The sequence below is a fragment of the Bacillus sp. PK3-067 genome, from assembly GCF_056738645.1.
In genome coordinates this window covers 5,216,283-5,228,605 of the sequence record NZ_CP096490.1, presented here as the reverse complement: position 1 = coordinate 5,228,605, position 12,323 = coordinate 5,216,283, and the positions used below count along the sequence as shown (strand labels likewise).

Here is a 12,323-nt window from a genome sequence, read left to right as displayed (position 1 = left end):
TCGTTCAGAATGAGAGGGGGATGGAGCTTTTGACGTAGAGGCGATTTGTGCCTCGTAGGAAAAAGCGAAGCCACCGAACATTCTAACCGCTGGAGATAGATTCAATAAAAAGCGGAAGCGGCTCTTTCAGGAGAGTCGCGTAAGCTAAACTAATAAAAAATTAAAAGCTAACTTCTCTGATAGAGGTAGCTAATTAAAAGAAAGCTAGGAGGGAACCCGATGAATAAAGGGCGCGTTACGCAAATCATGGGTCCGGTTGTAGACGTTAAGTTTGATGGCGGAAAGCTACCAGAAATCTACAATGCCCTTACGGTAAAACAAAGCAACGAAAACGGAAGCATGAACTTAACATTTGAAGTTGCACTTCATTTAGGTGATGATACAGTTCGTACAGTTGCGATGTCTTCCACAGATGGACTTGTTCGTGGCACAGAAGTAGAAGATACTGGTAAAGCAATCTCTGTACCAGTTGGTGATGCAACACTTGGACGTGTATTCAACGTATTAGGTGATGCAATTGACTTAGATGGTGAACTTCCTGCGGATGTACACCGTGATCCAATTCACCGTCAAGCACCTGCATTCGAAGAATTATCTACTAAAGTAGAAATTCTTGAAACTGGTATTAAAGTAGTAGACTTACTTGCTCCTTACATTAAGGGTGGTAAGATCGGCCTATTCGGTGGTGCCGGCGTAGGTAAAACAGTATTAATTCAGGAATTAATCAATAACATCGCACAAGAGCACGGTGGTATCTCTGTATTCGCTGGTGTAGGTGAGCGTACTCGTGAGGGTAATGACTTATACCACGAAATGAGCGATTCTGGCGTAATCAAGAAAACTGCGATGGTATTCGGACAAATGAACGAGCCACCTGGAGCACGTCAACGTGTTGCATTAACAGGTTTAACAATGGCTGAGCATTTCCGTGATGAGCAAGGACAAGACGTACTTCTGTTCATCGATAACATCTTCCGTTTCACGCAAGCGGGTTCTGAAGTATCTGCCCTTCTTGGTCGTATGCCATCTGCGGTAGGTTACCAACCGACACTTGCAACAGAAATGGGTCAATTACAAGAGCGTATTACATCTACAAATAAAGGGTCTATCACGTCTATCCAAGCGGTATATGTACCAGCCGATGACTATACTGACCCAGCACCAGCTACAACGTTCGCTCACTTAGATGCAACAACAAACTTAGAGCGTCGTTTAACGCAAATGGGTATTTACCCAGCCGTAGATCCATTAGCATCTACATCTCGTGCACTTTCTCCAGAAATCGTAGGAGAAGAGCATTATGAAGTAGCTCGTCAAGTACAGCAAACTTTACAACGTTATAAAGAACTTCAAGATATCATCGCTATCTTAGGTATGGATGAGTTATCTGAAGAAGATAAGTTAGTTGTACATCGTGCTCGTCGTATTCAATTCTTCTTATCTCAAAACTTCCACGTAGCTGAGCAGTTTACAGGTCAAAAAGGTTCTTACGTACCTGTAAAGAATACAGTTAGTGGTTTCAAAGAAATTCTAGAAGGAAAATATGATGACCTTCCAGAAGATGCATTCCGCTTAGTAGGTGGCATTGAAGAAGTTATTGAAAACGCGAAGAAAATGATGGCGTAAGGCCTTAGGAGGGACGAAGTATGAAGACATTTCCAGTCAGTATTGTAACTCCTGATGGACCGGTTTACGAAAAAGAAGTAGAAATGGTAAGTGTAAAAGCAGAGAGTGGGGAAATGGGGATCTTACCAGGTCACATTCCAACTGTTGCACCATTAAAAATTAGTGCAGTTCGTCTGAAAAATGGTGGACACACTGATTATGTAGCAGTAAGCGGTGGCTTTATCGAAGTTCGTCCAGATAAAGTGACTGTATTATCATCATCTGCTGAAGAAGCAAACCATATCGATATTCATCGTGCAAATGAAGCGAAGCGTCGCGCTGAGCAACGTCTGCAAGATAAACAAGCACATGTTGACTTTAAACGTGCAGAAATGGCATTACAACGTGCTGTGAACCGTTTGAACGTTTCCGATATGAAGTAAAAAAATCCGTAAGGGCTTTGCCTTTACGGATTTTTTTTTTTTTTTTTTTTTTGTATTTTATGGATAATTTTACAAAACTGGTATAATTATATTGATGCTTGTATAAGTAGAAGTGTACAACAATTTATATTTCATAAAGGGGATGGATCAATGATTGGTGAAATGAAGCGAGAAGCATTGTACTCTTTAAAGGGAAAATGGGGACTAGGTGTTGGATCAACAATTTTATATTTTATTTTAAGTTATGTTGTTTCGCTGGCTGCAATGCTTATACTATTAATTCCAGGAATTATTATATTTCTCTCAGTTGTAAGCTTAACTGGATCATTTGAAGAGGAAACGATGTCAATTGGAGCAGGTATTACCTTTGGAATTTTTTATTGCATTATGATAATTTTGAGTAACGCATCGTATGGGATTACGTCATATGGTTATACAAATGTATTTTTACAGATTAGTAAACGAGAAGATGCTAAAGTAGATTACTTATTCGAAGGATTTCGTGGCTTTAAAAGAATGATGAAAACAATGTGGGCAATGCTTGCGATTTTGTTATATACAGGTACATGGATTCCGATGCTGTTAATAGGCTTATTTGCATTGTTAGGTGAAGAAGGGAATACGTCATTTGCAATAGCTTTCTTCGTACTATTAGCAATTTCAATTGTTGGTATGATTGTGATGTATTTTTCTTATGCACTGACGTACTATGTGATGATTGAAAATCCAGAATATAGTGTTTCGCAGGCGATGAAGGAAAGTAAGAATCTTATGAAGGGTCATAAGTTAGATTTGTTTCTTTTATGGCTGAGCTTCATAGGATGGGCTATTTTAGCGCTGCTTACTTTTGGAATAGGATTTCTTTGGCTTAGTCCGTATATGAGTACGACGACAGCACACTTTTATCGCTACATTTCAAAAGGTGAATTTCAATAGGAACATGCTATACTAATAGAATTATTGTGTATAGGAGGCGAGGCTACGCATGATTAGTGATTTAAAAGGAGAAGCACTAGATTCATTAGAAGGGAAATGGGGATTAGCTGTTGGAGCTACACTACTCATTTCAATTCTTATCACGGCTTTTAGTTTTAGTGTTGATTGGGGATTTTCTTTAATTTTCGGTTGGCAAAAAACAAATGGTTCACTTTCAACGAATATTCTTTCATTTTTTGTAACTGGACCGTTAACTTTAGGTGGATATTACCTTGGTTTAAATATCCTTCGTGAAAAGCAAGCTAGTATTGGTAATGTATTCATTTGGTTTTCAGAGGGAAAGAGATTTCTAAAATCATTTTTATTATATTTATTAGTAAATCTTTATCTTTTCTTATGGACGTTATTGTTCATTATTCCAGGTATTATTAAATCATTTTCTTATGCGATGACATACTTTATTATAAACGATCATCCTGAGTATTCACTGAACCAAGCTATTACAGAAAGTCGTCGTATGATGGATGGACATAAGATGGAGTATTTCATTTTATGTTTAAGTTTTATTGGCTGGTTTATATTAAGTTGTATTACGTTAGGGATTGGATTCTTATGGTTAATTCCATATTTCTATACGACATCTGCAGCTTTTTACGAAGAGATTGCAGAAGAATATTATGAGAAAAAAATTTAGCACTATAAAACCCCCAGTATGAATTATTTGTTCATACTGGGGGTTTTTTGTAGAAATTTTATAAATTGATTACTAGTAAGTGGTTTACTGAAATAGTAACCTTGCATATATTTACAGTTATGTTTTTGCAGAAACTTAAGCTGTTTTTCGGTTTCAATTCCTTCGGCAACGACTGAAAGATTTAAAGTATTTGCGAGGGAAAGTATTGTAGAAACGATGGCTCGTTCTTCAGGACGATGATCAGCTAATTGTGTAAATTCTCTCGGTACTTTTAATGTGTCGATTGGAAAAATTGATAAATAAGCAAGAGAAGAATACCCAGTACCGAAGTCATCAATGGAAGTTTGGATACCGTACTCTTTTAATTGCTTCAGTCTCAATAACGTTTCTTTCTCGTCAATCATTGCAATTCTTTCTGTTAACTCAAGGGTTACATATTTTGGGTCGACTTGCACGTCGTTTAATATTTGTGAAATGTTTTCGATTAATTGATCTTGCCGGAATTCTTTTGCGGATAAATTAACACTTATTTTTAAATTTTGGTAGCCAAAGGTATGCCATATTTTTAATTGGAGACAAGCTTCTTGTAATACCCAATGTCCAAGTGGGACTACTTGTGGCGTCTCTTCTACAATTGGAATAAACTCACATGGTGAAATGTCACCTAATAGCGGGTGTTTCCATCGTATTAAAGCTTCAGCACCGATAATTTTATTTGTTGTCGTATCAATTTGTGGTTGATAAACGAGATAAAATTCTTTGTTTACTAAAGCGATTGGCAAATCTTTTTCAATTCGAGCTTTTCGTTCCATTTTTTTATATAGTTCTTTCGTGTAAAGAGAGCTACCGTTTTTTCCTTTATTCTTTGCTTCGTACATGGCCATATCAGCATGCTGCAAAATGGATAGCGCATCTTCACCTGCTTCAGGATATATTGCAATTCCGATGCTCGGTGAGATTTGTAAATGTTGATTTTCGATTTCAAATGGCTCATTCATGGCCGCTACAATCCTATCAGCTATTTTTTGGACATCTGGCTTTTTTTTGTAATTCTCGATAAGGATTGTGAACTCATCCCCAGCTAGCCGCGCGAGTTTCATATTTGATGTTGCTATTCTTTCGAGCCTTTTTGCTACTGCGATGAGCAATAGGTCTCCTACTCGATGACCGAGGGTATCATTAATAACTTTAAAACGGTCTAGGTCGAGAAACATAACAGCAAAAGGCTTTTTCGATATTTTTGCTCGCGCAATTGCCTGTTCTAAATGTTGATGAAATGCACGACGATTTGCAAGCTCTGTTAAAGTATCATGGTATGCTAGGAAGTTGATTTGTTCTTGTTGTTGTTTGCTTTCCGTAATATCTTTAATCATTAAATAAACCCCAGAAATTTTCTCCTTTAAAAAGATCGGTACGGCGGTAACGTGCAAGTAGTAAATATCTCTGTTTTTATGGTAAGCCCGTATTTCTAAAGAAATCGAATATCCCTTTTTCACGCGATGAAAGGCGTTAATCATTTCTTCTAAATCTTCTTCGTATATGAGTGAATAGTAAGGCTGGTTTAATAATTCATTCGTTTGATAACCGAGTAAAGTAGTACCAGCGTTATTTACTTTGAGAAAATTACCGTACAAATCTAATGTGAAAATTGGATCTGGATGATGCTCGTATAAAGATTTAAACATTTGTTGATTATGATAGAGTTCATTTTTCTGTTCTACTAAATCTTCTGTACGTAGTTTAATTTGTTTCTCGAGTTCTGAGTTGAATTGCATTTGAGCGATCAATAATATTTTATTTTGTTTTCGAACTAAACTATGACGTATGAGAACGAAAGAAAAAGTTATTATAAGTCCGATTACTATAATAGGCGCAAAAACGTATTCAACTAATATAAAAACAATAAGCATTACTACAGAAATATACGGTAATGATAATCGGATTGATTCGCCAATTTTAGGTGTTAGTAGTACTTGTTCTTGTTTTTCAGGCTTTTTTGTATGGAGAATACAGGCGATTGCTACTAGTACTAAGGTTACTTGATAGAAAGGCGTAACTGTAAACATAGAATACTCTGGTATGAAGTATTTTATATAAGCATAAATCGCATCTGTAGTAGCATATAAAATTAAAGCACTGCCAAGAAGTGCACCGACCTTTTTAGGTAATAAGGATAGTGGTTTGAATAAAAGGTTGATTCCTATTAAGAGAAAGAGTAAATCAGCCATTGGATAGGTAAGTTGAACAAATATGTCGATATAGGATGTTGTAAAGATATGAATAGTTCGTTCAATAAGTAAGTAGTAACTTAAAGTAAATTGGGCTGTAACGATAATACAAATATCACATAGCATAAAAAGTTTTTCTAATAAATCTCGGTTATAAATGATTTCGTATAGAAAGGCAAACGTAAAGCTAACTAAAAAAAGTAAGTAAAAAAAGTCAGATGGATCAACGAACGTATAGAAGTCCTTTACAACTAAACGCTGATAGGCAACGACTATATCACCGATAAAATAAGAGAGAGCTCCAACAGATAATATGATCCAAAATAAACGAGATAGCCCTTCTTTCATGTTTGAAAAATAAAGTATATAACTACAAGCGATAATATCAATTAATAGGGTGCTCGTTCCGATTAATAGCTGAAAAGGAAATGAGTATTCATATACAAAAGGCATTGCTACATAGTGAAGCGTTATAGACAGCAATACAATGCTTATAAGAATACTTACATGTGTTTGTTTTTTCATTTATATCACCTACGGTTTCTTGAAAAGCATATATAAGTTTTATATTTATTTTGCACAATTATAGCAAGTTGTAAAGATAGATTTTAATAATTCTTGTTTCTGTCTCCCAACATATCGACATAGGAATTTGAAGTTTGCTATAATGATTAGAATAGTTGCATTATTTAGAAAAATTTAAAAATAATAATTACTGCAACTAGGACATATTGTTTACTATGTGAACTTGTTCTTAATTTAGGGGGGAGGGTTTCACAATGGCAAGTGTATATGAAAATAGTTATATGATCGTTTTGATTTTCTTGCTATTAGGTATATTGCTGCCGGTAGTGGCTCTTACATTAGGAAGGATGCTGCGCCCAAATAAACCAAGTGCAGCAAAGGCGACGACGTATGAGAGTGGAATTGAGCCTTTTCATGATGCAAATATTCGGTTTCATGCTCGTTATTATATTTTCGCTTTATTGTTTGTGATCTTTGATGTAGAAACTTTATTTTTATATCCTTGGGCTGTTGCGTATGACAAGCTAGGTTTATTTGCATTAATTGAAATGCTCATCTTTGTTGTAATGTTGCTAGTTGGATTAGCGTATGCTTGGAAAAAGAAGGTGTTACAATGGTTATAAATTTTGAGGAATTACATCCAAATGAGCGAGCAGAATTAGAACGAAATATCTTTTTTTCTACATTGGAACAGTTGAAAGGATGGGCGAGGAGCAACTCTTTATGGCCGATGACATTCGGACTGGCATGCTGTGCAATTGAAATGATGGGGGTAGGCTCATCACATTACGATTTAGATCGATTTGGGTCATTTTTTCGAACTTCACCAAGGCAATCAGACGTCATGATTGTATCGGGAACAGTAACGAAGAAGATGGCTCCTATTGTTCGGCGTTTATATGATCAAATGCCCGAACCGAAATGGGTTATTGCGATGGGATCTTGTGCGACAGCAGGTGGTCCGTATGTAAATTCATATGCTGTTGTGAAAGGTGTAGACCAAATCGTACCAGTTGATGTGTATATTCCTGGTTGTCCCCCAAATCCAGCTGCTTTAATCTATGGAATTAATAAATTAAAAGAGAAAATTCGTTACGAGGCAAAGACCGGAAAGCAGGTGACGAATAAATGAGTAATCCAAATAAAGATTTAGAGGATCTAAAAAAAGAAGCAGCTAGGCGTGCGAAAGAAGAAGCGAGAAAACGCCTTGTAGCGAAACACGAGGCGGAAATAAGTGAACTTGAGGAGGAAGATCAAGAAAAAGAGAAAGCGCTACCAAAAAATGATGATATTACTATAGAAGAAGCAAAACGACGTGCAGCAGCAGCCGCAAAAGCAAAAGCGGCAGCATTAGCAAAGCAGAAAAGAGAAGGGACAGAAGAAGTAACGGAAGAAGAAAAAGCGAAAGCCAAGGCGAAGGCAGCAGCAGCCGCAAAAGCAAAAGCGGCGGCGTTAGCGAAACAGAAAAGAGAAGGAACCGAAGAAGTAACGGAAGAAGAAAAAGCGAAAGCCAAGGCGAAGGCAGCAGCAGCCGCAAAAGCAAAAGCGGCAGCATTAGCAAAGCAGAAAAGAGAAGGGACAGAAGAAGTAACGGAAGAAGAACAAGCGAAAGCCAAGGCGAAGGCAGCAGCAGCTGCAAAAGCAAAAGCGGCGGCGTTAGCGAAGCAGAAAAGAGAAGGAACCGAAGAAGTAACGGAAGAAGAACAAGCGAAAGCCAAGGCGAAGGCGGCGGCAGCTGCCAAGGCAAAAGCGGCGGCGTTAGCGAAGCAGAAAAGAGAAGGGACAGAAGAAGTAACGGAAGAAGAAAAAGCGAAAGCCAAGGCAAAAGCGGTGGCGGCGGCAAAGGCAAAAGCGGCAGCATTGGCGAAGCAGAAAGCCTCGCAAGGTGATGGGGATTCGGGAGATGAAAAGGCAAAGGCAATTGCAGCGGCAAAAGCGAAAGCAGCAGCGGCTGCCAGAGCGAAGACAAAGGGAGCTGAAGGTAAGAAAGAGGATGAGCCGAAGCAGGAAGAACCGTCCGTAAATCAGCCGTATTTAAATCAGTATGTTGAGGCTATTAGGGAGAAGTTAGGAGAGGGTGCATTAGTAGATTCCTACATTAATAAACTGTCAAAGGATGTGCCAACTCTTGTGGTGGATCCCGAAAAGTATTATGAAGTGATGGAGTCATTGCGATTCCATGAGGGACTTGCTTTTGATTATATGTCAGAGCTACATGCGACGGATTTTGTGACACATATGGAAGTGTATGTTCATTTGTTTTCATATGGCAAGAAACAATCGGTAGCGGTGAAGGTAAAGCTAGACCGGGAAGCGCCGCAAGTCGAGTCTGTGACAGCGCTTTGGAAAGGGGCTGACTGGCCGGAGAGAGAAGCATACGATTTGCTCGGTATTGTATTTAAAGGGCATCCGAATTTAACGCGTATTTTAATGCCAGATGATTGGGTAGGATATCCGCTTAGAAAAGACTATGAACCGTATGATGTGGAGGTGTAGCTATGATCCGCACGGAAGAGATGCTTTTGAATGTAGGACCTCAGCATCCGAGTACACATGGTGTGTTCAGGCTCGTAATTAAGATTGACGGGGAAATTATTAAAGAAGCTACACCTGTTATTGGATATTTGCATCGCGGGACCGAAAAGATCGCTGAGAGCTTACAGTATACGCAAATTATCCCTTATACAGATCGAATGGACTATTTATCAGCCATGACGAATAATTACGTCATTTGCCATGCTGTGGAGACGATGATGGGGCTTGAAATTCCGGAGCGTGCCGAATACTTGCGAGTACTTGCGATGGAGTTAGGAAGAATTGCGAGTCATCTCGTTTGGTGGGGGACGAATCTTCTTGATATAGGAGCGGTCAGCCCGTTTTTGTACGCGTTTCGTGAACGAGAGATGATTATAAATTTATTAAATGAATTATGCGGGGCACGGCTTACTTTTAACTATATGAGAGTTGGTGGTGTGAAGTGGGATGCGCCAGATGGTTGGATTGAAAAGGTGGAAGAGTTTGTTCCGTATATGAGGGAGCAATTAGCAGGTTATCATGATCTTGTTAGCGGTAATGAGATTTTCTTAAATCGTGTGAAAGGCGTTGGTATATATAGCGCGGAAGAAGCGATCTCGTATTCTTTAAGCGGAGCAAATTTGCGTTGCACTGGAGTAAACTGGGATCTTCGCAAAGATGAGCCGTATTCGATTTATAATCGTTTTGATTTTGATATTCCTGTTGGAAGCGTGGGAGATGCTTGGGATCGCTACGTTTGCCGAATGCAAGAAATCGAGGAGTCTTTAAAGATTGTTGAGCAAGCGGTTCAGCAGTTCCCGAAAGATGGAGCTGTGCTGGCAAAAGTACCGAAAATTATTAAGGCACCTAAGGGAGAAGCGTTCGTACGTATCGAATCGCCGCGCGGAGAGATTGGTTGTTATATCGCAAGTGACGGAAAGAAAGAGCCGTACCGTTTGAAGTTTCGTAGGCCATCTTTTTATAACTTGCAAATTTTACCGAAGTTATTGAAAGGTGAAAACATCGCTAATTTAATTACGATTTTAGGTGGAGTTGATATTGTACTTGGGGAGGTTGATGGCTAATGATTGAGACGCTCTTACAATCACCTTCAAGCTGGACGAATTTCTTCATTTTTTTCGGATTAGCGGTACTTCTACTATTTGCAGTCCTTGGCTTCGTTACATATGGAATTTTGGCAGAACGGAAAGTGATGGGGTTTATGCAAGGGCGGATTGGACCAAACCAGGTTGGAGGCCGATTCGGTTTACTGCAAACGGTAGCTGATGTTTTAAAACTATTATTGAAAGAAGATAGTATTCCGAAAGCAGCAGATAAACCGCTGTTTATATTAGCGCCTGTCATTGCATTTGCACCAGCATTTATGGTGCTTGCGGTTATCCCGTTCACTGATAAATTTCAATTTGCAGATATTGGAGTCGGGCTACTTTATTATATTGCTGTTTCCGGTATTACGACGATAGGTGTTGTAACTGGGGGATGGGCATCGAATAATAAATATTCCCTTTTAGGAGGGATGCGTGCGGCGGCGCAAATGATTTCTTATGAGATTCCGCTCGTAATGAGTGTAATTGGTATCGTTTTGCTAGCTGGTAGCCTGAATTTAAATGAGATTGTAGCGGCGCAGGAGAAGGTCTGGTACATTTTCGTACAGCCAATTGGATTCGTCGTTTTCTTAATCGCAGCAGTTGCAGAGTTAAATAGGACGCCATTCGATTTGCCGGAAGCGGAGTCAGAACTTGTTTCTGGATATCATACGGAATACTCAGGTTTTCGCTGGGCGTTTTTCATGCTTTCAGAGTACGTATATTTCTTCGGGATGGCATCGTTAATTACAGTGCTCTTTTTAGGCGGATGGAATCCAGTCATGTTTCTTGGATTTATCCCAGGTGCCGTATGGTTTGCTTTGAAATTTAGCAGTGTAGTCTTTCTATTAATTTGGTTCCGCGTTACGTTCCCGCGTATAAGAGGTGACCAGTTAATGGAGTTTGGATGGAAAGTATTATTGCCGATTGCACTTGCAAATATTTTCTTAACGGCATTGATTAAGGAGTTATTCTTCTAATCTATGAGGGGGGTGCCAGTAAGAGATGAAAGGACTATTTAAAGGGTTAAAATATACATTAAGTAATTTGAGCAAGAAGAAGGTAACGTATGATTATCCAAATCAACCGTTGCCGTTGCCAGACCGTTTTCGGGGGATTCAAAAATTTTATCCGGAGAAATGTATTGTTTGTAATCAGTGCTCTAACATTTGTCCGACAGACTGTATTCAGTTAACAGGAAAGAAACATCCGGATCCTACGAAAAAAGGAAAAATTATCGACACGTATGATATTAATTTTGAAATTTGTATTCTTTGTGATTTATGTACAGAAGTTTGTCCGACAGAGGCAATTGTCATGACAAATAACTTTGAACTCGCGGAATATTCACGTGATGACTTATTTAAAAATTTGCAGTGGCTTGACGAAAACGACGAAAACGTCAGGAAGGAGAATAAGGCATGAATGGCGAGTTTGTAGCATTCTTTATACTATCCTTGTCTGCAATTATCGGCGGTGTTCTTATGTTGAACTTAACGAAAGTTATGCACATGATGCTAGCTCTCGTTCTGACATTTCTCAGCATTGCAGGTTTGTATTTTCTTTTGTCAGCCGAATTTATAGGCGTTGCACAAATTTTACTTTACTCTGGTGCAATCACAATTATTATGATTTTCGGCATTATGTTAACGAAACATAACGCGGAAAATGAATCGCGTCTTACTCTTCGAAAATGGATTATCTTCTTTGCAGTTGTAGCATTTGGAGCGGTTATGTATTTCGCTGTTAATAATGTTGATTTTGCAAATGAAAGCACACAAGGAAGTTTACCTCTCCATGAAAACAACACACTTCAAATCGGTACGCTTCTCTATTCAAAATATATTATTCCATTGGAACTAACTTCAGTTATTTTACTTGTAGCACTCGTTGGCGCAATTATACTTGCGAAAAAGGACGAGAAAGAGGAGGATTCCAATGAGTAGCGTTCCAGCTTCTGCATATTTAACACTTGCGATTATTTTGTTTTGCATCGGTCTATTTGGAGCTTTAACAAAGCGGAATACAGTAATCGTATTAGTTTGTATCGAATTAATGCTGAATGCTGCCAATTTAAACTTAGTGGCGTTTAGTAAATTAGGCTTATTTCCGAATTTAACAGGTCAAATTTTCTCACTGTTTACGATGGCTGTAGCGGCAGCGGAAGCGGCGGTAGGACTCGCTATTTTAATTGCTTTATATCGTAATCGTACGACAGTTCAGGTGGATGAAATGGATACGCTCAAAGGATAGCATTGTGACCGAAAAAGGG

General features: G+C 38.7%; 13 protein-coding genes. 12 read left to right on the top strand and 1 reads right to left on the bottom strand.

All coding sequences use genetic code 11. The features are described from left to right. Window positions 1–219 precede the first annotated feature (219 nt). The 4 genes from atpD (at window position 220) to M1D73_RS26965 (ending at window position 3,678) form a co-directional block, all read left to right on the top strand. Window positions 220–1,626, top strand: a complete 1,407-nt coding sequence (gene atpD / locus M1D73_RS26980) for a F0F1 ATP synthase subunit beta (protein ID WP_001032595.1) — start codon at window positions 220–222, stop codon at window positions 1,624–1,626. Window positions 1,627–1,646: 20 nt separating this feature from the next. Continuing rightward, on the top strand, window positions 1,647–2,048 hold the full coding sequence (gene atpC / locus M1D73_RS26975) for a F0F1 ATP synthase subunit epsilon (protein ID WP_000847211.1): 402 nt from the start codon (window positions 1,647–1,649) through the stop codon (window positions 2,046–2,048). Window positions 2,049–2,198: 150 nt separating this feature from the next. After that, a complete protein-coding gene (locus M1D73_RS26970; protein ID WP_000578820.1) occupies window positions 2,199–2,984 on the top strand; it encodes a DUF975 family protein in 786 nt (261 codons plus the stop codon). A gap of 49 nt (window positions 2,985–3,033) precedes the next feature. Continuing rightward, window positions 3,034–3,678, top strand: a complete 645-nt coding sequence (locus M1D73_RS26965) for a DUF975 family protein (RefSeq protein WP_000622462.1) — start codon at window positions 3,034–3,036, stop codon at window positions 3,676–3,678. A gap of 23 nt (window positions 3,679–3,701) precedes the next feature. Here M1D73_RS26965 and M1D73_RS26960 read toward each other — a convergent pair whose 3' ends face one another. Further along, window positions 3,702–6,431, bottom strand: a complete 2,730-nt coding sequence (locus M1D73_RS26960) for an EAL domain-containing protein (protein ID WP_000745012.1) — start codon at window positions 6,429–6,431, stop codon at window positions 3,702–3,704. Window positions 6,432–6,685: 254 nt separating this feature from the next. Here M1D73_RS26960 and nuoA point away from each other — a divergent pair, with 254 nt between their 5' ends. The 8 genes from nuoA to nuoK are packed head-to-tail and all read left to right on the top strand — an operon-like array spanning window position 6,686 to window position 12,304. Then, entirely contained in the window at window positions 6,686–7,054 is a 369-nt protein-coding gene (nuoA, locus tag M1D73_RS26955; protein ID WP_000179273.1) for an NADH-quinone oxidoreductase subunit NuoA, read from the top strand. Beyond that, window positions 7,045–7,563: an NADH-quinone oxidoreductase subunit NuoB gene (gene nuoB, locus M1D73_RS26950; protein WP_000236331.1), complete on the top strand. Its 519-nt coding sequence runs from the start codon at window positions 7,045–7,047 to the stop codon at window positions 7,561–7,563. The genes nuoA and nuoB overlap by 10 nt, the downstream gene beginning before the upstream one ends. Then, window positions 7,560–8,927: an NADH-quinone oxidoreductase subunit C gene (locus M1D73_RS26945; protein ID WP_349915822.1), complete on the top strand. Its 1,368-nt coding sequence runs from the start codon at window positions 7,560–7,562 to the stop codon at window positions 8,925–8,927. Before nuoB ends, M1D73_RS26945 begins: the two co-directional genes overlap by 4 nt. Window positions 8,928–8,929: 2 nt before the next feature. Further along, window positions 8,930–10,030, top strand: a complete 1,101-nt coding sequence (gene nuoD, locus M1D73_RS26940) for an NADH-quinone oxidoreductase subunit NuoD (RefSeq protein ID WP_000621444.1) — start codon at window positions 8,930–8,932, stop codon at window positions 10,028–10,030. Beyond that, window positions 10,030–11,031, top strand: coding sequence for an NADH-quinone oxidoreductase subunit NuoH (nuoH, locus tag M1D73_RS26935; RefSeq protein ID WP_000573426.1), 1,002 nt, complete (start codon window positions 10,030–10,032; stop codon window positions 11,029–11,031). Before nuoD ends, nuoH begins: the two co-directional genes overlap by 1 nt. Window positions 11,032–11,056: 25 nt before the next feature. Continuing rightward, complete coding sequence (nuoI, locus tag M1D73_RS26930; RefSeq protein ID WP_000677191.1) at window positions 11,057–11,476, top strand: NADH-quinone oxidoreductase subunit NuoI; 420 nt, start codon at window positions 11,057–11,059, stop codon at window positions 11,474–11,476. After that, window positions 11,473–11,997 (top strand): NADH-quinone oxidoreductase subunit J, encoded by a 525-nt coding sequence (locus M1D73_RS26925; RefSeq protein ID WP_121868350.1) that lies wholly within the window; start codon window positions 11,473–11,475, stop codon window positions 11,995–11,997. Before nuoI ends, M1D73_RS26925 begins: the two co-directional genes overlap by 4 nt. Next, the gene (gene nuoK, locus M1D73_RS26920) at window positions 11,990–12,304 is read left to right on the top strand and encodes an NADH-quinone oxidoreductase subunit NuoK (protein ID WP_000100079.1); all 315 of its coding nucleotides are present in this window, start codon (window positions 11,990–11,992) and stop codon (window positions 12,302–12,304) included. The genes M1D73_RS26925 and nuoK overlap by 8 nt, the downstream gene beginning before the upstream one ends. The last annotated feature ends 19 nt before the right edge of the window (window positions 12,305–12,323 follow it).

Bases quoted from the DNA above. Each gene is read 5' to 3' on its own strand.
- atpD (WP_001032595.1), top strand. From the start codon at position 220: ATGAATAAAGGGCGCGTTACGCAAATCATGGGTCCGGTTGTAGACGTT.
- atpC (WP_000847211.1), top strand. From the start codon at position 1,647: ATGAAGACATTTCCAGTCAGTATTGTAACTCCTGATGGACCGGTTTAC.
- M1D73_RS26970 (WP_000578820.1), top strand. From the start codon at position 2,199: ATGATTGGTGAAATGAAGCGAGAAGCATTGTACTCTTTAAAGGGAAAA.
- M1D73_RS26965 (WP_000622462.1), top strand. From the start codon at position 3,034: ATGATTAGTGATTTAAAAGGAGAAGCACTAGATTCATTAGAAGGGAAA.
- M1D73_RS26960 (WP_000745012.1), bottom strand. From the start codon at position 6,431: ATGAAAAAACAAACACATGTAAGTATTCTTATAAGCATTGTATTGCTG.
- nuoA (WP_000179273.1), top strand. From the start codon at position 6,686: ATGGCAAGTGTATATGAAAATAGTTATATGATCGTTTTGATTTTCTTG.
- nuoB (WP_000236331.1), top strand. From the start codon at position 7,045: ATGGTTATAAATTTTGAGGAATTACATCCAAATGAGCGAGCAGAATTA.
- M1D73_RS26945 (WP_349915822.1), top strand. From the start codon at position 7,560: ATGAGTAATCCAAATAAAGATTTAGAGGATCTAAAAAAAGAAGCAGCT.
- nuoD (WP_000621444.1), top strand. From the start codon at position 8,930: ATGATCCGCACGGAAGAGATGCTTTTGAATGTAGGACCTCAGCATCCG.
- nuoH (WP_000573426.1), top strand. From the start codon at position 10,030: ATGATTGAGACGCTCTTACAATCACCTTCAAGCTGGACGAATTTCTTC.
- nuoI (WP_000677191.1), top strand. From the start codon at position 11,057: ATGAAAGGACTATTTAAAGGGTTAAAATATACATTAAGTAATTTGAGC.
- M1D73_RS26925 (WP_121868350.1), top strand. From the start codon at position 11,473: ATGAATGGCGAGTTTGTAGCATTCTTTATACTATCCTTGTCTGCAATT.
- nuoK (WP_000100079.1), top strand. From the start codon at position 11,990: ATGAGTAGCGTTCCAGCTTCTGCATATTTAACACTTGCGATTATTTTG.